General features: G+C 46.3%; 18 protein-coding genes. 15 read left to right on the top strand and 3 right to left on the bottom strand.

Translation table 11 applies throughout. The features are described from left to right. Positions 1 to 124 precede the first annotated feature (124 nt). The 3 genes from FGQ85_RS09655 to FGQ85_RS09645 all read left to right on the top strand — a co-directional run bounded on the left by FGQ85_RS09655 (position 125) and on the right by FGQ85_RS09645 (position 5,621). Entirely contained in the window at positions 125 to 2,233 is a 2,109-nt protein-coding gene (locus FGQ85_RS09655) for an MMPL family transporter (protein WP_138373342.1), read from the top strand. Between the two features lie 27 nt (positions 2,234 to 2,260). Further along, entirely contained in the window at positions 2,261 to 4,933 is a 2,673-nt protein-coding gene (locus FGQ85_RS09650) for a hypothetical protein (protein ID WP_171027931.1), read from the top strand. A gap of 190 nt (positions 4,934 to 5,123) precedes the next feature. Then, complete coding sequence (locus tag FGQ85_RS09645) at positions 5,124 to 5,621, top strand: DUF4143 domain-containing protein (RefSeq protein ID WP_195481778.1); 498 nt, start codon at positions 5,124 to 5,126, stop codon at positions 5,619 to 5,621. A 199-nt stretch (positions 5,622 to 5,820) separates the two neighbouring features. On the opposite strand, the gene FGQ85_RS09640 is transcribed toward FGQ85_RS09645, so the two are convergent. Beyond that, complete coding sequence (locus tag FGQ85_RS09640) at positions 5,821 to 6,066, bottom strand: hypothetical protein (RefSeq protein WP_138373340.1); 246 nt, start codon at positions 6,064 to 6,066, stop codon at positions 5,821 to 5,823. A gap of 437 nt (positions 6,067 to 6,503) precedes the next feature. On the opposite strand from FGQ85_RS09640, the gene FGQ85_RS09635 reads away from it, so the two are divergent. The 12 genes from FGQ85_RS09635 (at position 6,504) to FGQ85_RS09580 (ending at position 21,126) form a co-directional block, all read left to right on the top strand. After that, a complete protein-coding gene (locus FGQ85_RS09635; protein WP_087169659.1) occupies positions 6,504 to 7,361 on the top strand; it encodes a tyrosine-type recombinase/integrase in 858 nt (285 codons plus the stop codon). A gap of 370 nt (positions 7,362 to 7,731) precedes the next feature. Next, positions 7,732 to 8,109, top strand: a complete 378-nt coding sequence (locus FGQ85_RS09630; RefSeq protein WP_087169660.1) for a hypothetical protein — start codon at positions 7,732 to 7,734, stop codon at positions 8,107 to 8,109. 100 nt (positions 8,110 to 8,209) lie between these two features. After that, positions 8,210 to 12,679, top strand: coding sequence for a fibro-slime domain-containing protein (locus FGQ85_RS09625; RefSeq protein ID WP_138373339.1), 4,470 nt, complete (start codon positions 8,210 to 8,212; stop codon positions 12,677 to 12,679). Positions 12,680 to 12,785: 106 nt separating this feature from the next. Beyond that, positions 12,786 to 14,294, top strand: a complete 1,509-nt coding sequence (locus tag FGQ85_RS09620; RefSeq protein ID WP_138373338.1) for a SpaA isopeptide-forming pilin-related protein — start codon at positions 12,786 to 12,788, stop codon at positions 14,292 to 14,294. A 184-nt stretch (positions 14,295 to 14,478) separates the two neighbouring features. After that, entirely contained in the window at positions 14,479 to 15,375 is an 897-nt protein-coding gene (locus tag FGQ85_RS09615; RefSeq protein ID WP_118637954.1) for a class C sortase, read from the top strand. Positions 15,376 to 15,378: 3 nt separating this feature from the next. Next, positions 15,379 to 16,260: a class C sortase gene (locus tag FGQ85_RS09610; protein ID WP_138373337.1), complete on the top strand. Its 882-nt coding sequence runs from the start codon at positions 15,379 to 15,381 to the stop codon at positions 16,258 to 16,260. A 49-nt stretch (positions 16,261 to 16,309) separates the two neighbouring features. Then, a complete protein-coding gene (locus FGQ85_RS09605) occupies positions 16,310 to 17,320 on the top strand; it encodes a DUF5979 domain-containing protein (RefSeq protein WP_138373336.1) in 1,011 nt (336 codons plus the stop codon). A gap of 13 nt (positions 17,321 to 17,333) precedes the next feature. Continuing rightward, positions 17,334 to 17,870, top strand: a complete 537-nt coding sequence (locus FGQ85_RS09600; protein WP_138373335.1) for a hypothetical protein — start codon at positions 17,334 to 17,336, stop codon at positions 17,868 to 17,870. After that, the gene (locus tag FGQ85_RS09595) at positions 17,870 to 18,637 is read left to right on the top strand and encodes a hypothetical protein (protein ID WP_087169667.1); all 768 of its coding nucleotides are present in this window, start codon (positions 17,870 to 17,872) and stop codon (positions 18,635 to 18,637) included. The genes FGQ85_RS09600 and FGQ85_RS09595 overlap by 1 nt, the downstream gene beginning before the upstream one ends. Before the next feature lie 15 nt (positions 18,638 to 18,652). After that, the gene (locus tag FGQ85_RS09590; protein WP_087169668.1) at positions 18,653 to 19,477 is read left to right on the top strand and encodes an LPXTG cell wall anchor domain-containing protein; all 825 of its coding nucleotides are present in this window, start codon (positions 18,653 to 18,655) and stop codon (positions 19,475 to 19,477) included. After that, a complete protein-coding gene (locus FGQ85_RS18375) occupies positions 19,474 to 20,577 on the top strand; it encodes a MucBP domain-containing protein (RefSeq protein ID WP_171027930.1) in 1,104 nt (367 codons plus the stop codon). The genes FGQ85_RS09590 and FGQ85_RS18375 overlap by 4 nt, the downstream gene beginning before the upstream one ends. 30 nt (positions 20,578 to 20,607) lie before the next feature. Then, positions 20,608 to 21,126 carry a signal peptidase I gene (locus FGQ85_RS09580; protein WP_243128532.1) on the top strand — a complete coding sequence of 173 codons (519 nt, stop codon included), beginning with the start codon at positions 20,608 to 20,610 and terminating at the stop codon, positions 21,124 to 21,126. Positions 21,127 to 21,204: 78 nt separating this feature from the next. Here the strand turns inward: FGQ85_RS09580 and FGQ85_RS09575 are convergent, their stop codons facing one another. Continuing rightward, the gene (locus FGQ85_RS09575) at positions 21,205 to 22,272 is read right to left on the bottom strand and encodes an Rpn family recombination-promoting nuclease/putative transposase (protein WP_138373334.1); all 1,068 of its coding nucleotides are present in this window, start codon (positions 22,270 to 22,272) and stop codon (positions 21,205 to 21,207) included. A gap of 170 nt (positions 22,273 to 22,442) precedes the next feature. Beyond that, positions 22,443 to 22,643, bottom strand: a 201-nt coding sequence (locus FGQ85_RS18575; protein ID WP_207670228.1) for a hypothetical protein, incomplete at its 5' end; no start/stop codon positions are given.

Below are 22,643 nucleotides of genomic sequence, written 5' to 3'. Positions count from 1 at the left end.
AGATTTGTCGTGAAAAGTCAATAAAATGACTAAAATTCATTTTTTATACCCAAAATTATTGACTGATAGTCATTTTTGATTATACTTAAGGAATAACGTTTACAAGTGAAAGGAGTTGGTACAGGTGGTGAAAATCGGCAAATGGATTGCCAGGCACAAGGTACTGATTTTAATTCTGGGGATTCTCCTTGTTGTTCCATCGGTGATCGGGATGGCAAAAACACGGGTTAATTATGATTTGCTCAGTTATCTTCCGGAGCATCTGGAAACTGTGAAAGGGCAGGATCTTCTGGTGGATGAATACGGCATGGGGGCATTTTCCATGGTTGTGGCGGAGGATATGGAACTGAAAGACGTGCAGAAGCTAAAAGAGGCATTTGAAGAGATTCCGCATGTGAAAGATGTACTCTGGTACGATGATATAACGGATATTACAGTTCCGGTGGAAATGCTGCCGGATGATTTGGAGGAGGCGTTTTTCCGGGGAGATGCTACAATGCTGCTGGCGCTTTTTGACAATACGACATCCTCGGATGAGGCAATGGATGCAGTGACGCAGATGAGGAAGACCGCGGATAAGCAGTGTTTTATCAGCGGAATGACCGGTGTTGTAACGGATATCAAAAATCTTTGCCTGAAAGAGATGCCGGTCTATGTTGTCATTGCAGTGCTGCTCTGCCTTTTCATTCTGGAACTGACATCGGGATCGTATCTTGTTCCGGTATTGTTTCTGCTGAGTATAGGGCTTGCGATTCTCTACAATATGGGAACAAATATTTTTCTGGGCGAGATTTCCTATATCACTCAGTCGCTGACGGCGATACTGCAGCTTGGGGTGACAATGGACTATTCTATTTTTCTGCTCCACAGCTATGAAGAAAATAAAAAACGTTTTCCGGGTGAGAAAGAACGGGCCATGGGGCATGCGATTGCAAACACGTTCCAGTCGGTCATCGCAAGTTCCGTTACAACAATTGCGGGATTTGCGGCATTGTGCTTCATGACCTTCGCGCTGGGAAGAGATCTTGGAATTGTCATGGGAAAAGGCGTTTTGATGGGCGTATTGTGCTGTGTAACCATTCTCCCGTCGCTGGTACTTGTATTTGATAGAGCAATTGAAAAGACAAGCCACCGGCAGCTGCTGACAAATATGGACCGGATTTCCGGATTTATCACAAAACATTACAAAGTGTGGATCGGGGTATTTCTTATTCTGATTATTCCGGCGGCGTATGGAAACAGCCGTACGGAAATTTATTACAACATCGCTCAGTCCCTGCCGGAGTCTTTGCCAAGCAACATTGCGAATGAAAAACTGGAGAAGGATTTCGATATGGCAAATGTGCACATGGTATTGATGGACAAACATATGGACAGCCTGAAAAAACAGGAGATGATGGAAAAGATTGATGAGGTGGACGGCGTGAAGTGGAGTATCAGTATGAATTCCCTGATCGGTCCGGCAGTTCCGGAATCCATGATTCCGTCAGAAGTCAAAGAGATGCTGCAAAGCGAGAACTATGAGCTGGCATTTGTCTGTTCAGAATACGGGGCGGCGACAGAAGCGGTAAACCGGCAGATTGCTCAAATTGACAGGATCGTAAAAGCCTACGACAGCGATGCCATGGTTATCGGGGAAGCTCCTCTGATGAAAGATTTGCAGGACGTGACCGATATCGATTTGAAAATGGTCAATCTGGTGTCTATAGCTGCAATTTTTCTCATTATCATGCTGACCTTTAAATCGATTTCTCTCCCTGTCATTCTTGTTGCGGTGATTGAATCTGCCATTATGGTCAATATGGCGGTTCCTTATTTTCAGGGAGAGAGCCTTCCGTTTGTCGCAAGCATTGTAATCGGTACAATCCAGCTTGGAGCAACTGTGGATTATGCTATTTTGATGACAAGCAGATATCAGAAAGAGAGAAGAAGAGGAAAAAATAAAAAAGAGGCGGTTTCCATCGCGCACCGGATGAGCATGCCGTCGATCGTAAGCAGCGGTCTGAGCTTTTTTGCGGCTACATTCGGTGTGGCGGCATATTCCAATATTGATATGATCAGTTCGATCTGTACGTTGCTGGCAAGAGGTGCATTGATCAGCATGTGTGTAGTAATTCTCATTCTTCCGGCTATGTTTATGATTTTTGACGGTGTAGTATGCAAAACGTCCATCGGATTTCTTGGACAAAAGAAGAATGCGGCAGGTTTTTCGGGAAAGAAAAAAACAGCCTGATTTTAAATGAAGGAAAGGAAATGAATGATGAGCAGAAACAGAAAATGGAAACAGAAAATGGCTGCGTCTCTGGCAGCCGGGATGTCGGTGGTGTTGTCTGCGGTGCCGGTGTGCGCTGCAGGAAGCGAAAATGCAGGAAATAATGCGGTCTGTAAGGAGGAAACGGTTTATGTTAATGCAGATGCTGCGGGAAAGCAGAAATCGGTAACCGTTTCCGAACAGTTGAAAGGGATTCAGAGTACCGGAACAGTCGCTGACGAAAGTATTCTGGACGGGATAAAAAACATCAAAGGGGACGAGAACGTTTCGCAAAATGGAAACCGGCTTACATGGCAGGCAAAAGGAGAGGACATCTTTTATCAGGGGACAACAGAACAGGAACTTCCGGTCTCCATGAAAACAGTGTATATCCTGGATGGAAAAGAGATTTCGCCGGAAGAACTGGATGGGAAAAACGGCCATCTGGAAATCCGGATTACATATGAAAATCACGCAAAGCGTACGGTAAGCGTAAAGGGCGGGGAAGAAACAGTATTCAGCCCGATTGTTCTCGTGACAGGACTGATCCTTCCAAATAAAACATGTTCCGATGTCAGAATTGACAACGGGAAAGTTATCAATGACGGGGATAAAAATATCATTCTGGGCGTGGCTATGCCGGGGCTGAAAGAAAGTCTTGGTATGAAAGAAGGAGAGGCGGCGGCAGAAATACTTACGATTCCGGATACGCTGACAATTTCTGCGGATGTGGAAGATTTTTCAATGCCGTCGACTTATACGGTCGGACTGACAGACGTACTGGACGAAATTGATCCTGATAGTTTTGACAGTTTAGATGAACTGTCGGATTCTCTTGCGAAAATGGAAGATGCGGCACTGGAACTGGTGCAGGGCTCAAAAGAGCTGTCCAAAGGAGCTGACACGCTGGGAAGTAGATATGCAGAATTTGATCAGGGGATCGATACGATGCAAAGCGGAATCGATGCTCTGGATGCGGGCGCGGCTTCCCTTGCTGCCGGAATCGCAGAATATACCTCAGGTACGGACACATTAAATGCGGGAATTCAGACGTATTTTGGCGAGAACGGGGAACTGTCCGCTACTATTACAGAGTATAAGAACGGAGTCAATACTCTGCTTGCCGGAATCGAAGAGTATACAGAAGGAGCGGACACTCTGGCAGATGGAGTCAATACCTATGTGGCCGGAGAAGAAAAGCTGGCTGAAGGAGCAAAGCAACTGTCTGCACTTTCCGAAGGCCTGACCAGAATACAGGAGGCCGTCCGGATACTAAGTGAGAGCGCGGACGGAACAGGAAGCGCAGAGGAAGACCTTCTTGCGGCCGCCGGTGAGCTTGCGGACGGAACGGAAACACTCAGTCAGGCGCTGAAGTCAGAGACCGTCCAGAAACTGCTGGAACAGGTTGATGAAATGACGAAGACCGGGCAGGAACTGACTTCAGCCGCCGGCGAACTTGGCAAAGATATTGAAAAGGAGATTGCCGGACCTGCGTCGGAGATTACGGCATCTCTTCAAACACTGGCCGGTCTGCTGAATGAGGTAAACGAAAAAGCTAGTTTGCTGGAGAAAGGATGCAGTGAACAGGTCGCAAAGATCAACCGGACGGTAGAAGAGAATAACCGGAAAATACAGATGGCAAAAAAGGCGGCGGCTGAAGGAGAGGAACAGATTGCCGCGGCTCAGGCCGGGCTTAATCAGCAGATACAGGCACTTCGCGCGGCAGGGCAGGAGGAGGCTGCCGCTCAGATAGAGACAGCCGTGCAAAGCCTGGAGAATGCCCGCACATCCGCACAAAACCTGCAAAATCTTTCCGGATTGGATACAGTAGAAATGCCGGACTTTTCCGGAATTGATACGGAAGAACTGTCCCGGAATGCATCATCGCTGGAATCAGAGATCCGGACAGTTGTGACATCATCCGGCAGGCTTTCTTCCCGGATGACAGGACTGCAGGACGGACTAAAAGAAATGGAAGAGAAGAAGGACGCACTTCCGCAAACATCTATGCAGGAAATTTCACGGCAGGTTGAAATTCTTAACCGCGGAATGCAGGGACTGTACCAGGCAGCAGGGACTCTGTCGGGAGGCCTTTCTGAACTGGGAGAAGCATCGGACGCCTTGCGGAATGGAGCAGCAGGAATTCAGAATCTTCAGCAAGGATTTGAGAGTCTTGGACAATATAATGAAGCATTGAAAAGCGGAGCAGGAAAACTCAAAGACAGCAGTCCGTCGGTACGGAAAGGCGCACAGACCTTACTGGGCGGTACAACACAGCTTTCCAACGGGCTGGACACTTTAGGAAGCCGGCTTTCCTCCGGTTCTGCTGCACTTTCTCAAAACAGTCAGGCGCTAAAGGAAGGCGCTGCCACGCTGAAAAGCGGAACGCAGAAACTGGTATCCGGAGGTGCATCTTTGAAAACAGCAAGCGGTCAGGTACAAAGCGGCATTGATACACTGAGCACCGGTGCCAAGACGTTGGCAGATGGAATGAAACAGTTTGAAGAAGAAGGAATTTCCAAACTTCAGGAAGTGACGGATACAGAGTTTCAGGATATTGCTGACCGGTTCAAGGCGCTCACAGGCGAAGAGTGCAGATACGATACTTTTGCCGGAAAACCGGAAGAGATGGAAGGAACTGTGAAATTTGTCATTGAGACAGAAGCAGTACCGGCCAGATAACAGAGAAGGGGAAAATTCATGAAATGTCAAAACCATCAGTCAGAGATGCCTGATGGTTTTTATGTTTTGAAACGAAAGAAAACAATATGATAAAAATGTGTAAAATGAGAGTAGAAAAGTATGGAAAAATGTGTAAAAATTTATTGAAGAAAATTTTCATAACCGTTTGATGGAGGCTTACAATTATTATTTGATTATCGGAGGGATGCCCGAATGTGTTGTTGCATGGATGGAAAGTAAAGATCCAAGGCAGGTCAGCCAGATACAAGAGGAGCTGATTACAGTTTATGAGAATGATTTTTCTAAACACAATGGAAAAATAAACAGTGGCCGCATTTTGATGGTCTTTCGGAGTATAGTGACACAGCTTGCAAAAGAGAATGAGAAATTTATATATGGTGTGGTCAAAGAAGGGGCCAGGGCACGGAAATTTGAAGAGGCAGTAGAGCCAAGATACTATTCCACGTCACGGGAGGAGATCGACTTTATTGTTCAGCATGGGATGGAAATCGTGCCGATTGAGGTGAAGGCAGGGACAGATAAGTCAGCGGCTTCTTTTAAAAATTATATAAAAAAAAGAAATCCAACTCATGCGGTACGTCTATCAAAAAGAGAATATCGAAAAGATGGTGCAATTACCAATATTCCACTTTATCTGGCAGGAAAACTTCCGGTATTTTTAGATTAGTTGCCTGATTGCATTGTCTATTTAGAAAGGCCTTCGGTTATCTGACATCCTGATAACCGGAGGCTTTTTGTGAAAAGTGAGGACTGGAGTATATTCCAGAAGCAAATGAAAATGACTTGTCATTGCCCAAAATACCCCGGGAAGAGACCGTGACAGGAACTCTTCCCGGGGTTTACACATCCAGATCTGAGAGCAATTATTATGATTCCTTTAACTCCGGCAGATATTTCATGATAAATTCCTCCACGGAGGCTGCTCTGGCAGATCCCTTGACCCAGGTCGTAAGAAGATCCAGATCCTGCTCTTCCAGAATTCGTGTGCGTAAATTGTCAGGCACACGGCCAAGATCTTCTAAAATAGAGAGTACATCTTCCGCTTTCCCCTCTGCTTTACTTTCCCGTCTGGTTGCCTGCACGTCATAGTATTCAAAGTGATCGAAAAACATTCTCTAATCCCTCCATTCAATCGGATCTGTTTGTCTGCTGGTCATAAATCTCCTTTCCGAAGGGAGCAAAGACAAACAGACAGACATTGAAATTAATTTTATTGTACCAGTGAATGAAGTGAAATACAATAAACAGCAAGTCCTTTCTATATCTGTTTTCCCTGTTCCCGTCTGTAAAAATGAATCATTGAAAAATGTGGCCGAACGGCTGGAAATCAAAGGACAAAAGAATGACTGTCCCGATTTGATAAGGAACAGTATATACCCGGAAGAGGGGAAAAGCAAGGAGAAAACGTCTATTCATAGCATATTCCGATAGTTATGACAGAAAAATAAGGCAGAATCAACGAAAAGGTGAACCTTTTTTCAAGTTCAAACCATCTTTATTTAATAGAAGGGTAAAAGATGGGGAACAGTAGGTTCAAGGAGGAATCAGTATGAAGGAAAAAGTGACATTGAAGATACAGGGGACAGAAATCAGGGAGTTTGAGATGTATCTGTATGAAAGAGAAAATGCAGAGGCGACAATCCGGAAATATATCACGGATCTGAAGTGCTTTTTTTCGTTTCTTGGAGGAGATCAGGAAGTGGACAAGCCGCGTCTTCTTTCTTATAAAGAATGGCTTCTCGAGCATTATGCGGTAAACAGCGTGAATTCCATGCTGGCGGCTCTGAATCAGTTTTTGATATTCTGCGGATACTGCGAGCTTAAAATCCGGCGCGTAAAAACACAGAAGAACCTGTTTTTGCAGGAGGAGAAAGAGTTGACCCGGAAAGAATACAAACGCCTGGTGCAGACAGCGAGAGCGGAGGGAAAGGCACAGCTTGCCCTGTGCATCGAAACGATCGCTGTCACCGGAATCCGGGTCAGCGAACTGAAATATTTTACGGTGGAACAGGTGAAAAAGGGCAGAATCGAGGTACACAACAAAGGAAAATACCGGAGAATCTTCCTGACGGGAAGCATCCGTAAAAAACTGCTGATATATGCGGCAGCGCGGAAAATCCGGTCAGGCTGTATTTTCGTGACGAAAAACGGAAAGCCAAAAGACAGGAGCAATCTCTGGAGCGAGATGAAAGCGTTGAAAGAAAAGGCGGGAGTCAGCGGCGAGAAAATCTTTCCGCACAATCTCCGCCACCTGTTTGCAAGAGTCTACTATCAGACAACCAAAGACCTTACAGGACTTGCGGATGTCCTCGGACACAGCAGCCTGAACGTGACAAGAATCTATACCTCCAATACAGGAGAACTCTATCAAAGACAGCTCGATCGCATGACCGTCTTGCAGATTTAAGAGGGAAAAGGGGAAAATAAAAAACACCACATAATATCAATTATGTGGTAATGCAAAGTCGGCCTATCTCATCTAGTCACCAGTTTTTAGTTTTCTACCCTATTTTATAGCAAAAAACGTACTGCGTCAATGCAGCGACGGAAGATTTCACAATTTTATACATCAAAATAACACCCGCCTTTTACATATCATTTGAAAAATCGACGGGACACCGAAAAACAGGACTTCACTTTTTAATTAAGGAAAAGCCATGTACCACATAATTGATATTATGTGGTTGTTTGCGTTCTATGGAATGAGGCAGAGGAAAGATATGGAAAATAGATGCAGTAGCCTGAAACGGGGAGACATCATAATCTCACCCCAGAGGATGAAATTTATAAACCATGGAATTCTGTTTGTAACGGAGGAAGGAAAGTCCGACAGCCTGGATGAAGACCGGATCCTGCTGGCCTGTATTGAGCAGAGCGGGAAGGACGGCACAATCCGGACCCGGCTTCCCGTGGAAGAGGTTACGTCTGATACGGAAGGACGCTTTTTCCTCGGCACGATTTACGGTACACGGTGCGAAATCCAGACGAACCGGATGGGCGCCACGGCGGGGGAACTGCTGATGGAAATTGTCCGGCATTATCCCTGGCTCTGGATCGGGGATCATGAGTGCCTGGACTCCGGGGACAGGAAGAAATGGCAGGAATTACAGAATATGGTGGAACAAATGCGTGCCTGCAGTATTTTGCTTGACTGAGGGGAGATTTGTTTCGATTAAGAAAGAAAAGAAGGGGGAAGGAAATTGAAACTGATGGATCAGGCAATAGAAAAGAAAGCGGAAGCTAAAGGAGGAGACCATGAAAAGTAAAAGAAGGAAGAGAGTCATAGCAAGCGTGCTTTGCATGGTTTTGATGCTGAGCACGGGAATGTCCACACTTGCGGAAGCAGATGCAGGAACAGTGCCTGCGGTGGAAGAGACGGCAGCTGCCAGGACGACGGCGCAGGAGACGGAAAGTACTTCGACGGATGTGCAGACTGCGGAAACGGAAACACAACCCCAAACGGAGACCGAGAACCAGACAGAAACAAAGCAGACCGAAGAAGCAGCGCAGACACAGCCGGAAGAAACGACAGCCGCTCAGCCGACAGAGGAAGCTTCCGGCGGAGAGACAACACAGACAGAGACAGATCAGACTGCACAGAATACGCAGGATCAGACTACATCTGCGGAAACTTCCGGGACAGAAACACAGAATGAGGCAGTAGAGACACAGCCGGAAGAGACTGAAACAACAACACCGACAGAGGAAACTCAGGAAACGAAGGAAGAGGCAGGTGTTTCTCCTGCATTTAATGAGACTTATGAAAATAGTGAAGTCACTGTAAAAGTTACGGCAGATGAAGGAATCGTACCAGAAGGCGCAGAACTTTCTGTTACTCCGATTGTGAAGAAAGAAATCACTGATCAGATGTCCGAAGAGGAAAAAGCTGAGGCAAAGAAAATCAATGATCAGTATGATCTGACAGAAAAGAAACTGAGCGAAGACAGCGATAAGAATAAGGAAATCATGGAAGGTTTCCTGGCTTACGATATCAGCTTTCTTGTGGATGGCAAAGAAGTAGAGCCAAGCGGTGATGTGAAAGTAGTCATCGACTTTAAAAAAGCAGCTGTACCGGAAGGTGTCTCTGAAGATGCTACTGTAGCGGTAAAACATCTGAAAGAAGATGAGAGCGCGGAAGATGGTATCGTGGTAGAGGATATGACAGAAAAGGCAGAAGTCCAGACTACGGAAAAAGCGGAAGTCGAGAAAGTAGAGCTAGTTGCGGAGAGCTTTTCGACGTTTACGATATACTGGGGAGATTATTCAACTATTCAAGTTCAGCTTGTAGATGAATCCGGGAATCGAATAAATGGGAATGATAACTATCGAAAGTTTGATGTTAGTGGAGAGCAAACAGTAGAAAGCCTTGCTAACGATTCGGCACTTAACAGTATAACTGAAAAATATGATTTTCAAAGAGCCGTAATTGGGCAGAGCTATAGTTCGGATAAGGAGATTTATTCATTACGTAAAAATAATGATGGCTACCGAATTCAATATAAAACAGAAAAAAATGGACAGTGGCAATATGTGAGTGACCAAACAATATGGTTTATCTACAGGGCAAAGAGCAGTCAGTCATTAGGGACTATAGAAACTGTAGATAGCCGGGCAAAGGGTATTCATGTGAATTTGTTTGACTATACAGCTACATCTTCAGATCAAGGTATAAATTCAGGGATGAATTTTAAATTTACTGATGGTAATAGCGAAATAGGAGGTGCGTGGAATAAATATCATAGTGGAACAGGAGATGACGCGGTATACACTGGTATTTTCAAAAAAGAAATGTCGACTGATGGGAATGGTCAATATACTTATCCTGAATTCAAAATAGATGCCGGAAAAGAATCTGATGCCTCCTATCTCTTCTCTACGAGCCCTGTTAGTGGAAAAGAAGTTTTTAAGGATGTAAATCATTTATTCACCTTAGATGAGAATGGATATTATGAATATAATAGCAGTAATAACTATGCATATTATGATAAAGCACAAGGTGATGGAGGAGATTTTGTGGTATACGATGTACCAGCGGCTCCAAGTGGAGAAGCGAATTGCTATATGATAGGAAATTTCTTCCCATTTAATACTCTGGCTTCAAACAGCACCATTAAGAAGGATACATTAAGAAATTTTGAAACGGGAACAGGCCATACTAATAAAAATTGCTTTTTTGGAATGACGATGGATGCTTCGTTTATCCAACCAGCAGGCGGCAAGGTAAATAACCAGAATATGGTATTTAACTTTACTGGTGATGATGATGTTTGGGTATTTATAGACGGAGTGCTAGTACTAGATATTGGAGGTATTCACGATGCCTTAAGTGGAAGTATCAATTTTGCAACAGGTGATGTTCAGGTTACAGGACAGCGAAAGACTAATCTTAAAGATTTGTTTGAAGATGCGGGAAGAGATACTTCAGGATTTTCAGGAAATACATTTGAGAACTATTCAGACCATAAGATTAATTTTTATTATTTAGAGAGAGGTGAAGGTGCTTCCAACTGTAGATTAAGGTTTAATATTCCCTTTATTCCATCAGAAGCTATTTCTATCCAAAAAGTTATTGATAATTATACTACAGGAGCGTATACGGATGTAGAATTCCAGTTTGAGTTATATCTGGATACGAATGAGAACGGTACTATCGAGGAGAATGAAAAAGTCACATCTCAGAACACAGAGTGTAAGGACTATCTTGATTATGTAGTGACACAAACAGGAAGTACAGCAGAAGGTATAAAAAAGGCGTTGGGAGAAGACGGAGTTTTTTCATTAAAACACGGAGAAATGGCGACTTTTTATAATATCCCAGCGACTATGCTGTATAAAGTAAAGGAAATAGGAATCACCAAGGGCGAATATGATCAGGTGACTATAACATCAAGCGGAGTATCTGATGCGACAGGCGATACGAATCTGGGCAATACAGACACAAATGCATATGCAGAGAGTAAAGAGTTAGTAGCAGGCAATAATGAACTGATAGTCTTTCACAATCGATGTAACGCTAACAATATGCAGCAGCTTTATATCGAGAAAAAGCTGAAAGGCGAAAATGCTTCTAATGAAGATTTTACTGTATTGGTAAAGGCTGGAGGACATGCATATGTTGGGGAATATCTTGTTGGGACACAACCAGGTCAAGGTACTAAGTGTAAGACGGGAGATGGAAAAATCACATTTAAAGCAGGGCAGATAATTACGATTTTAGGAAATGTCAAAACATCTGAGAATACCACGACAGGTTTTCCAGCAGGAACGACATTTGAGGTTACTGAAGTAGATCTAAATGAAAATGTTTATGTTTCACCTAAATATGAGATTAAATTAAATACCGCAAATGTTATTAGTGAAGAAAATAAAGCAGAAGGAAAATTTATCCTGGGAAGTAATGCAGCAGTTACAGTTACGAATTCATATAAATCAGCTCCAGATACAACCTTTATAAAAGTACAGAAAACTTTTAAAGGTTTGACAGATGCAGAAATTGCTCAGCTTTCGGAATTTGGTATAGAAGTGTTTGATAAAGAACAATGTACGGATGACGATAAAGTAGGAAGCCTAACATTAGATTCAGATTCGTATGAAAGCAGAACAACTAATAGTGATGGCAGTGTTACATATTTATGGTATTTGGAAGGATTAAAAGGGGGAACATATTGGATTAAAGAAAAAGGAAGTACGCTACCGGCTTATGAGGTAACGACAACAGTAAATGGGACAAGTGTTGATATCACGAAAAATGCAACAAAAGTAACAACTGAACCGCCCACATTTGTATTAGACGAGGATCATTTTGCAGGTGAAATACATTCAAATAGCAGTGTGGATTTAAAGTTTGAAGCAAATATTGTAGCCGCAAGGTTAGATGGAGGTGATAGTTATTTTGTCTGGACAAAGACGCCAGTTTCCTATGAAGAAAGAAAAGCTATTATTTTGGCGATAAAATCGAAGCCAAATGGCAACAACTGGGGGAAAATGAATATCACTAATACATCCTTCTATAGTGGATACGATGAAGGTGATGATGGATACAGTACCCCAAAAGGCACAATATCCATAAAGGCTGTAGATAACGTAACACACATGGAATTTTCGACAAAAGATGTATGGACAAGCGCCATTGCAAGTATTTATGAAAGAACGAAAGGAACCAATGCTGAAATCGAGGTTGTAAATGAATATAAGCTAAAGGTTATGGATGTCGATCTTCAAAAATACGGAAGCAGCTATGACCCAGGGAATCAACAAGCTGGTGCTCAATTTGATTTGTATAAAGGAAGTAAAGCGGAAGAAAACGCAGATATTCAGTGGGAGACTAGCCCGATAAAAAGATATGAGGTAGTTAATTCTACAGAGACTAATGGAATTGAGTTAAAGGGATTACAATCTGGCTATTACAAATTGAAAGAGGTTGTTGCTCCGTTAGGTTTCCAATTATTAAATGAAGATATTTGTTTTAAAGTAGATGCCACTACAGAAACAATTACATTAGTAAATGGTCAGACTGGGGAGGAAATTTCAGGTGGTACGTGTACTATGTGGCGAATTAATTCGGAAGATCCTTGGCAGATTCAAATTAAAAATAAAGCGCTATATGATCTTCCTTCTGCAGGCGGCCCAGGAATCTTCGGGTATACAATCGGCGGAGCACTGCTCTTAATGGCAGGAACGTTGATTTTATATAAGCTTAAGGACAGGGAGGTGCTGAAAAAGTAGGAGTATAAATAACCATTCAGCATATCCGCCACAGCAGAAAAGAACGGCAGAATTTTTAAGGTGGAAGCTGAAAACAACAAAAAGAATTAAAGAAAAGGAGAGAATTATGAGGAAATTAAGAAAAGTAATGGCCTTGTTATTAACCTTGGCAATGGTAATGGGAATGTCGTTGACGACATTTGCAGCTACAAGGGAGAGTGCTTACATTAAAATTCAAGATAGCGATGGTAATCCATTGTCTCTTTATAATGTGGACACTAATCCAAATGGAGTACAACTTCAATATGCACAGATTATAAAACCAGCACAAAATAAAGTAACAGGATGGGATTTTGTTAACGATAATGTTGCTAAATGTTTTATTAATGCATTTACAACGGAGGAGACCCCGAATCTCTCGGCGCAAGATGTTATTAAGAAGTTGATAGACACTCAAAAAGACAAAGATACAAATATAAATACTACACAAATAGCAAATGCATTAAGTGGAATTGTAAATGCAAGTCCAAGTATTATTGATTATACACTAGCTACAGCAAATCCATTTGAGGTAAAACAGGCAGGGGTATATTTAATTACAGCAGAGCAGGAAGGATATACATACAACACTATGGCAGCATATGTAGGATTTGGAGAAGTAACGATCGATGGCATTAAATATGATTATCCATCTCTTACCGATGCTGAAATTACAGCGAAGCGTTCTCCAGAGACTGTAGTAAAGGGGACAGACGATCCTGATCATGTAGTAGCTGTAGATGATATCGTAACATATACGATCAGAGCTCATGTTCCATTTATTGATCCTTCTGATATCAATAAAAAGTTTAGCATCGTGGATACACTTTCAGGTGCAGATTATTATTTAACAGGACCTAATGCTGTTGCAAAAGTAGAATATGTTGGAACTCCTAATAATACTCCAATTTCAGAATATGACGCATCAGATTTTGTAATTACAGATAATAGTTTCGAAATTGATTTATCAAATCTCATTACCGAAGATAATGAAAATGCTGGAAAAGAAATTATTGTGACATATACAGTAAAAGTAACAGGGGAAACAGTACATAATACCGCTGCAAGCCATGTAGGAGGGGAGCAGCATAATAGTGAACCAGTTGATATTTATACTGGTACAATTACTTTGAAAAAAGTGGATGCAGATAATACGGAGAAAACACTAGCAGGAGCTGGATTTGAAGTTAGAAAAGATGATGGAAATGAGCCATTGACATTCACTGAACTTGAAGAAGGGGTTTATGTTTATGATGAAGATGGAGCAATTACAGAAGTTGTAACAGGCAGTGATGGAACGTTGGTTCTTAAGGGCTTGGATGTTGGAACATATAAATTCAAGGAAATTACAGCGCCGGAAGGATATCATATTAAAAATGATCCAAGTGGTGTAGATGGTTCAGCAAAACTAGAAGTTGAAGGTGGAACAGCATCAGAAATATTAACGGGAGAAGAAACAGTAGAGAATACTAAACTTGCTTCCCTTCCATCCACTGGTGGTATCGGTACCACAATCTTCACCATCGGCGGATGTGTCATCATGATCGCTGCTGCAGGCCTGTACTTCGCAAGCCGCAGAAAACACGGTGAAAACTAAAGTTCAGTTTTGATTCCTGACTGCTGACAGCAGGGAAATCAAACATCTAAAACTTCACTACATACGGCAGAAGCCCGGGAGCGGGGGATTTCATCCCCGCCCGGCGGCCCTGCCGGATACAATTTTTCTTCTATATAAAGAAGAAATCAAATGATAACAAACTACAACAACAAGGAGAGCCCGGATGAAACGAAAACGACTGATTTTGACGATTGCAATGATTCTGTTATTTTTAGCTGGTCTGTCCTTGCTGCTGTATCCTTTTGTGGCAAACCAGTGGAACAATTACCGGCAGCAGAGGCTCATCAGCAGTTATGAGGACACGGTCGCCCGGAAAGAGGAGGCCGGAGAGATTGACTACGATGCTGAGTGGGCGAAAGCGCAGGCTTACAATGAGGCACTGCTTCCATCCATCCTTCCGGATTCTTTTGCGGTAGCGGAAGCGTCCGATGAACCGGACGAGGAATACATGTCCTGTCTGAATATTACAGGGGACGGGATGATGGGAATGGTGGAGATCCCGAAGATCGATGTGAATCTTCCGATCTACCACACCACATCGGAAGAAGTGCTGGAAAAAGCCGCGGGCCATCTGGAGGGAAGTTCCCTTCCGGTCGGCGGGGAGAGTACCCACGCCGTAATCTCGGCCCACCGGGGACTGCCGAGTGCATCCCTGTTCACCGATCTGGACCAGCTGGAGGAAGGAGATCATTTCCTGATCCATGTGCTGGATGACACCCTCTGCTATGAGGTGGATCAGATCCTGGTGGTGGAGCCGAAGGAAACCGAAAGCCTTGCGGTAGAAGAAGGAGAAGATCTGGTGACACTGCTCACCTGTACCCCGTACGGGGTCAACAGTGACCGCCTTCTGGTGCGGGGACACCGTGTGCCGTATGTGCCGGAAGAGGTAGAAGAGGAACAGGCAAACGCCCTGTTCGGAACCAGCCTTCATACCAATTACCTGCTCTGGGTAGCTGCGGGGCTTGCTGTAACGGCTGCCTTTATCGGATACCTTTCTTACCGGGAACGGAAGAGACAGGGAAAGAAAAGCAGCAGGAAAAGACATCAGGGGAGGGACTAGAGGATGAAGAAAAAGATTCCCGGCATCCTGTTCGGCCTGATGTTCCTCATTGGCTTTGGCGTTCTGGTCTACCCTACGGTGGCGGACCAGTGGAACACCTACCGGCAGAACCGTCTTATTTCTTCCTATGAAGATACGGTGGAAGAGATGGAGCCGGAAGATTTTACAAGAGAATGGGAGGCAGCCCGAAGCTTCAACGCCACGATTCCTCAGAATAATATCTACGGAGATGTGTTCGGGGAAGACGGAAAGGAAGCGGAAAATACTGCTTACTGGCAGGTGTTGAATATCGCGGGAGACGGAGTGATGGGATATCTCTCTATCCCGAAAATTGATGTGAAACTGTCAATTTATCACGGTACCTCCGACGAGGTCCTGCAGACGGGCATCGGCCATCTGGACGGGACGGCCCTTCCGATCGGAGGGGAGAGTACCCACAGCGTGCTGGCGGCCCACCGGGGACTGCCAAGTGCAAGGCTCTTTACTGACGTGGATCAGTTACAGGAGGGAGATAAATTTTACATCCATGTGCTGGATGAAGTTCTGGCATACCAGGTGGACCAGATCCTGGACATGGTAGACAAAGACGACCATGAAACACTGGAGGCAGCCCTCCAGACAGAAGAAGGAAAAGACTATGTAACCTTATTTACCTGTACTCCATACGGCGTCAATTCCCACCGGCTGTTAGTCCGGGGCGTGAGAGTGCCGTACAATGGGGAGGAAGATGTGGAACCTACGGCAGCAGAATCCATGCTGCAGTCCATACAGGATTACTATATGTTGTATCTGATTCTGGGTCTTGCGGTGACTTTCCTTGTCATCCTGCTTTTGCGGTTTTTGATGAAACCGAAACGGCAGGGAAAGGAAAAGAAGCAGGAGTAACCGGATCAGAGCGAAGCAAGAAGAGATCAGAGGAGGGTAACGATTGAAGATGAGAAAACGAATCAGACAGGGAGGAGCAGTCATGCTGGCTCTGGCGCTGGCATGGCAGACAGGGCTGGTTTCCCACGTTACGGCGGCGACGGCAGTTGAGACCGGCCGGGAATGTTCGGTGACGGTGGAGCTGGATGGAAGCAGTGAAGAACTGAAAAGCTTATCCATTCCGGTGAAGCTGTACCGGGTGGCGGAAGTCAGCGAAAGTGGAAATTATACGATGCTGCCGGGCTATGAAAGCCTGAAGCTTTCTGAGGTGGACAGTGACACGTCCGCTCAGGAATGGGAAGAAAAAGCGAAAACAGCATCCGATCTTGTCAAGGAGCAGACCCCGGAAGCAAATGCAGAGCTTACCGTAACCGGAGGAACCGGGACAGAGGACGGCCTGCCGACGGGCATGTATCTGGTGGAGGCAGAAGAAGTACAGTCTCCGGAATACACTTATACGTTCAGCCCGTTTCTGTTGTCCCTGCCAAACAATTACTATGGATCCGGCGGATCGGATGACTGGGTATATGATGTGACTACCGGATTGAAACCGGATCAGGAAGAGCGGCTGGGAGATCTGGAGATTGAGAAAACGCTGACATCCTACAATGCAACAGTCGGCGGAGCGACCTTTGTCTTTTCCGTGGAAGCGGTAAAAGAGGACGAAGTGGTGTACAGCGATGTGGTTTCCGTGGCATTTGACCGGGCAGGCACCAGACAGATCCTGGTGGAAGACATTCCGGCAGGATCCGAAGTAACGGTAACCGAGGTCTACAGCGGATCCAGCTATGAGAATACCGGCGCGGCATCACAGACCGTGGAAATCCTGGCGGACGGAACAGCCGGTTCTCCGGTACAGGTTTCCTTTACCAATACATATGACCATGGACTGAACGGCGGCTCCGGCGTAGTAAACCACTTTGATTACACGGAAGCGGAAGGCGCACGGGAGGCCGGACAGAGCGGCTCCGGCACCTGGGAATGGAACCAGCTGCGTGACAACACGGCGGCAGAGGAATAAAGGGGGAGACGAGATGAGAAAAGGATGGAGTAAAAAGACCATAGGTCTGGCTGCCGCGGCCTGTATTCTTGCAGCAGGAGCCACAGCAGGCAGCGCCATGGCATATTTCACCACCTATGCGGAAGCGGAGGGAAGCCAGACATTAAGTCTTGGCATGACCACCACCATTCCGGGTGAGGAAGTATCCGACTGGACGAAGCACATCCGTGTGCAGAATACCGGAGACTATTCCTGCTATGTGCGGGTGAAAGTCTTTGCGGGAAGCCAGCTGGAAGGAAGGCTTAGCTTTTCCGATGAAAGCGGAAAATGGACACCGGGAGCGGATGATTACTATTATTACAGTGACATTGTAGCACCGGGCGAGTCCTCCGATGAGATGAAGATCAAGATCGACAGTACCGGACTGGATCAGGATTTCAACGTAATTGTGGTTCAGGAATGTACACCGGTTCTGTATGATGAGAACGGCAATCCTTATGCCGACTGGAATGCGGTAGCGGATTCCACAGAATCATCCTATACCGAGGCTGACGGGGAGGTGGCTGAATAATGAAAAAGAAAAACAACAAGCACACGTTCCCGATTGTGCCGGCAGCACTGATCGGCGCGTCTGCCCTGCTTTTAATCGGAAGTACGGTTGGAAGCACCCGGGCAGCCCTGACTTATTACAGTGAAAACTACGGTGCCCGGATTCAGGTATCACGAATCGGCGTGACGTTAAAGGAAAACGGAAATGCCATCAGCAGCCGGGATTACACCGAGGACAGCCGGTGGAGCGAGACGAAAGGAACCTTGCTGGAAGGTCTTCTGGAAGAAGGGGAAACCATTCAGCCGGGAAAGGCGTATGACGAGACGTTATCCGTCAGCAACAGCGGGTCTATTGATTCTTTTGTCCGGGTCGTGCTCAAAAAGAGCTGGGCGGGTCCGGAAGGAGAGAAAGATACGACCTTGTCACCGGATCTTATTGATCTGAACCTGACGGAAGGAAGCGGCTGGGTGATCGATGAATCAGCCTCTACTGCAGAGCGGACGGTGCTGTATTATACAAGAGCACTGGCGCCGGGCGAGAGTACACCGGACCTGTCCGACACCCTGCGGATTGATCCTGCGGTTCTGACCAAGGTAACCGAGACGGTGACGGAGGATGAAAACGGATACAAGACGATTGAGACGTCCTATGATTATGACGGCTATCAGTTCCGGATTGAAGCAGAGGCGGACGCAGTCCAGACCCACAATGCGGAAGACGCCATCAAGAGTGCATGGGGCGTGGATGTGACGGCTTCCGAAGACGGGACCGGCATCAGTCTGGAATAGAGGGGGTACAACATTATGAGAAAGAAAATGTGCAGCCTGATCCTGGCATCGGCCTGCAGCGCGGCCCTTGTGGTTCCGGCCTGGTGTATGGGACCGGTCCATGCGGAAGAGCTGACAGGAAGCCGGAACTGGCTGGTGGAGTTTGACGGGGAGGAAATGCAGAGTAATTTCAGCTCCGACGAGATGGCAGAGGAGATTTACGGAATCCTGCCGGGAGATACCATGGACCTGCAGGTGGCGATTAAAAATTCCGGTGAAGAGGCGATGGACTGGTATCTTTCCAATGAAATTCTGCAGAGCCTGGAAGAAGGAAGCGAAGCCGAGGGAGGTGCCTACACCTACCGGCTTGTCTATACAGATGACGCAGGGGAGGAGACCATCCTTTATGACAGCAACACCGTAGGAGGAGAAGGAGCATCTCAGTCCGGAGAAGGACTTCATCAGGCAACGGACGCTCTGGAAGACTTCCTGTATCTGGATCAGCTGGCTCCGGGAGCGGACGGAGAAGTGAACTTAAGTGTTACTCTGGACGGCGAGACGCAGGGAAACGGCTATCAGAACACACTGGCAGCCCTGCAGATGAATTTCGCGGCAGAGACGGCAGCGCCGGAGACCATTACTCAGAAAGGCGAGGACCAGATCGTTGAGCGAACCGAGCGGGGCGAGAATACCGTGACGACAGTATATGAGACACAGCACCAGACGCCGAAGACCGGCGATACCGCACCGCTGCTTATTCTGAGCGCGTTGATGCTGTTCAGCGGAATCGTTCTTCTGGTATTTGCGGTTCTTTACTTCAAGAAACACCGCCGGAGCGGGGAAGGAGGGCTTCAGTCATGAGAAAGATCAAAAAAGTGATGCAGTCCCTGATTGCGGCGGCAGCCCTTCTGGGGATGACAGCCCTTCCGGTATCCGCGGCGGATAATTATACTTATACCGTGACTTTTTACGCGGGAAATCAGGGAACCTTTGCAAGCGCATCAGGCCTGACCGTAGCAGGACAGGGAAATGTTTCCATCCAGAATACCGGAGACCGGATCACGGTCAGCGGCCTGCAGACCGGCGATACCGTTTCCTTTGATATCCAGCAGGGAGCAGTCCGGCCTGGAGATGACAGCCGGTATTATGTACAGGGCGTACGTCCGAGCGCGCGGGACAATGACACGGCAAGTCTGGCACCGTCTGCATTCCGGGTAACCGAGGATGCTGACTACGTGGTAGCATACGGAATCCGGGGAGACCAGGTGGCTTATACGGTCAATTACGAAGATGAAGACGGCAATACTTTGGCACCGTCTCAGACATATTATGGAAATGTAGGAGATAAGCCGGTGGTAGCCTATCTCTATATCGAAAACTATCTTCCAGAGGCCCTGGCACTGACCAGGACGCTGTCCGCAGATGCATCGGAGAATGTATTTACCTTTGTATATCAGGATGCATCTCCGGAAGTCATTACGGAACCGGGTGACATCGTGACGATCACGACTGTAATTCCGGGTACGAATACGGTACAGACGATTCAGGTTCCGGCTCAGGCAGCCGGTGTGGCAGGAGCTGCAGGTGCAGGAGCGGGAACGACAGCAGGAGGAGCCGGAACTGCCGGTGGTACGGGGACGGCCGGTACAGCCGGAACGACGGGCGGCACCGGAACAGCAGCCGGAGGTGCAGGCACAGCCGGAACAGATGAGCAGGCACAGGGGGGAACCCAGGAAGCTGGAGAAAATGCAGACGGCCAGGGAGAAACCATCAATCCAGACGAGACCCCGCAGGGTGTTGTAGATCTGGATGAAGACGAGACTCCGACAGGGGACGGCTCTGACGTAGTGGAGGAGACCGGAAAAGACGGACTTCCGTTGGCAGCCGGCATCGGAATCGGTGTGGCAGGTCTTGCGGCACTCTGTGTGATCCTTGCGCTGATACGGAAGTTCCGCAGATAACCGGATCAGACAGCGAAAGGACGGACAGGATTGAAAAACAAAGAGAAAAGAAAAACTCACCCAGTGGCTGCATTTTGCAGTGCACTGGGTACGGTTTTGCTGATTCTGGTAGTTGTGGCCGCAGCCCCGGCGGCAGTGCCCCGGGCCTTCGGGTTTCAGGTTTATGAGGTCATCAGCGGCAGCATGGCGCCGGAGATTCCGACCGGCAGCCTGGTGTATGTAAGAAAAGCCAAAGCTGAGCAGATACAGGCGGAAGATGTAATCGCCTACGATGGAGGAGGCGGCGCGCTGATCACCCACCGGGTAGTAGAAAACCGGACTCTGATGGGAGAGTTTGTGACAAAAGGGGACGCCAATGAAAAGGAAGATCCGAATCCGGTGTCCTATGACCAGCTGAGAGGACAGGTCGTGTATTCCATTCCGTATCTGGGATGGATTGCAGGACTGCTCTCCGAGACAACCGGGAAACTGGCAGCGGCAGGAATGATTGCAGCGGCGGTTCTTCTGCATGTGGCGGCAGGCATTATGTTCAGGAAAACAGAATCGTAAAAGAGGACGGAAGTTTCCGTAAAGAAAAACAGGATGTACAACGTTCATGGCGACATGAAAGGTACATCCTGCTTTTGGTTATGCTTCTTTTAAATCAGGCAGATATTTCTCTGTGAATTCCTCTACAGAGGAAGCTCTGGCAGCGCCCCGGATCCATTGATCCAGACATTCCATATCTGTTTCGTCCATGATCCGTTCACGAAGTGCCTCCGGAACCGCCCCAAGATCGGATAAAAGCAGCAGTATGGAATCGGCTTTACCCCTTGCTTCTCCTTTTGCCCCGGCTTTTGCTCTCTCCGCCTGCACGTCATACGCTTCAAAATGCTCAAACAACATGGTAAAATCCCTCCGTTCGATTTGATCAGTGAAGTCGCCGATTTCTTCTTTCGGAATGTTCAGTCGATGCAGGAATGCCGCAATGATCTTGGCGATCAGTTTTAAAAGAGACTCAGGGGAGTCACGGCTGATCTTCTCCAAATAGTCATCCGGAATTTCTGCGAGTTCGTGAAATTCGGCGGAGCTTCGCAGTTTGTCAATTAGCATGATCAAAGACAACTCATCTTCTTTTTCAATCAACTCCTGATTGGAATAGCGGGAGAGCGGCACGACCAGATACTGAAAGTTTGGAATATACTCTCCCAGAAGATCGGAAAGTGCGGTGCGTTCCTGAAAGTTTTTTGCAGCTGTCCAGTTCCGGTCTCCATCATAGAAGACAATTGGAAGAACAGGAGGATACCGGAAGCCCTTTAAAGCTGTGCATCCAGCCTGTTTTTTCTCGGCCTCTGCGGCATAATCTGTCAGGATCAGGACGATATAGCGGAGGATCCGGAAAGACATGTCATAGTCCACCTTGGTCTGATGCTCGATCAGCGTGATCAGATAAAGAGTGTCTATGTCTTCCTGATTTTTCAGATGGATCTTCTTTACCGTATCGGAATCCCGTTCTTCCTGCCATACGGAGATGAAGCGATCTGTGACGTCCTCAATATCTTCCGGCTGGACATCTTTTAGAAGTTCGATATCCGTATATCCGCGAAGAAACTGGGCGCAGAGGATGGGATCACCGAAGATCAGCCTGGCACCGCTGTCTTTGACTTTTTTGTTTTGTGTACTGGTTTTTGGTTTGTGACTGTTCGTCTTCGTCATAAGGACTCCTTTCCGAAAGGGAGCAAAGACAAACAGTCAGACACTGAAATTACTTTTATTGTACCAGTGAACGATGTGAAATACAATAAATGCTCAGTTCTTTCCCGTTGATTTCTTTGTTCCCCGTCTGTAAAAATAAAATATTGAAATTTGTGGCCGAATGGCCGGAATCATGCATCAGCGGGAAAAGATTCCCGAAGGGACAAAAGAATGCTGTCCCGATTTGATGTAAGGCCAGTATATACCCTCAGTGAGAAAATAACAAGAGAAAAAATGGGCGGAATTCTGATATAACCCGACTTTGCCACTTTCTCCATTCTAACAACTGAAAAATATATTGAAAATACAGCCTTTGGGTTGTATTTTTTTAC

This window comes from Pseudoflavonifractor sp. BSD2780061688st1 E11, assembly GCF_005844125.1.
GTDB classification, from domain to species: domain Bacteria; phylum Bacillota; class Clostridia; order Lachnospirales; family Lachnospiraceae; genus Sellimonas; species Sellimonas catena.
Note: the sequence above shows the minus strand (reverse complement) of the source record. Positions and strands in the feature narration are given on the sequence as shown.